The organism is Nocardia veterana NBRC 100344 (genome assembly GCF_000308855.1).
GTDB classification, from domain to species: domain Bacteria; phylum Actinomycetota; class Actinomycetes; order Mycobacteriales; family Mycobacteriaceae; genus Nocardia; species Nocardia veterana.
The window spans coordinates 1-1,221 of record NZ_BAGM01000175.1 but is presented as its reverse complement, the minus strand read 5'-3'; the positions used below and the strand labels follow the sequence as shown (position 1 = coordinate 1,221).

Below are 1,221 nucleotides of genomic sequence, written 5' to 3'. Positions count from 1 at the left end.
GCCGACCGACTCGATCTGGGTATCGCCTTCGCCGGATCGCATACCGCTGGGGTGGAGCACCGAGCCCTGTTCACCGAGCAGCTCAGCCTGGTGGTCGGTTCCGGTCATCCGTTCGCGAAGTCCGGCCCGTTACCCGTCGAGCGGGTCCCCACGACCCCGCTGGGCCTGCTCAGCAGCGATTTCGCCACCCGCGGCCACATCGATCGCTACTTCGACGACCACGCGGTGGTCCCGGACATCGCGGTCGAGGCCAATTCGATCAGCGCCCTGCTCGAATTCGTCCGCCGGGGAACGTTGGCGACCGTCCTGCCCGACGCGCTCACCCGGGAACACGCCGATCTGCACCCGGTCCCGCTGGATCCGCCGCTGCCCAGCCGCCCGGTGGAACTGTTGCGCCGCCACAGCGCGTACCACTCGGCGGCCGCCCGCGCCTTCTTCGCGGTCGCGACGGACCTCACGCAGGGGTACTGACGGCCAGCCATTGGTGTAGTCGATAGAGTCCATCGAATACCGATATTGGACGCTATAGCTCCAGGTCGTGCAGGCTGGGTATTGCCCGGACCGACGGGCGCCGGCACATCCGAAGGGAGCGATCCATGCACGACCTCGCCACCGGTGTCAGCCATTTCCGCGACACGGTCTTTCCGGCCAAGGCGGAACTGTTCGCCCGGCTCACCACCACGCACGCGCCGCGCACACTGTTCATCGGCTGCTCCGACGCGCGCGTCGTCCCGGAGCTGATCACCAGTAGCGAACCGGGCGAATTGTTCGTCATCCGCACCGCGGGCAATCTCGTCCCCGCCTACGGTCCGGGCGCGGACGGCGTGGCGGCCAGTATCGAATATGCCGTCACTGTTCTGCAGATCGGCCGCATCGTCATCTGCGGTCATTCCGGTTGCGGCGCGATGACCGCGCTCGCCGAGGGCCGGGACCTCAGCGCCGTCCCGACGGTTGCCGCCTGGCTGCGGCACGCCGACGCCGCGGCAGCCAGGTGCCCCGACACCGCGGTGGACGCGCTGGTCCGAGCGAATGTCATTGCCCAGCAAGCGAATCTGTCGACCCACCCGGCGGTCGCTCGGGCGCTGGCCACCGGGGCGGTCACCGTCGAAGGCTGGATATTCGACATCGCCACCGGCGCCGTCACCGTCGTCGACGGCTCCGGTTCCGACCGGCCGGTCGCCGCCTGACCCACTCTCGTACCGCCCGCACCGAGGCGGCAAA

Annotated in this window: 2 protein-coding genes; both read left to right on the top strand. The window is 69.0% G+C overall.

From position 1 onward, the window contains the following. Nucleotides 1–471: LysR substrate-binding domain-containing protein (locus ON37_RS26590; RefSeq protein WP_040723163.1), on the top strand; the 471-nt coding region annotated here is incomplete at its 5' end. Nucleotides 472–596: 125 nt separating this feature from the next. Further along, nucleotides 597–1,187, top strand: coding sequence for a carbonic anhydrase (locus ON37_RS26585; protein WP_040723161.1), 591 nt, complete (start codon nt 597–599; stop codon nt 1,185–1,187). The last annotated feature ends 34 nt before the right edge of the window (nt 1,188–1,221 follow it).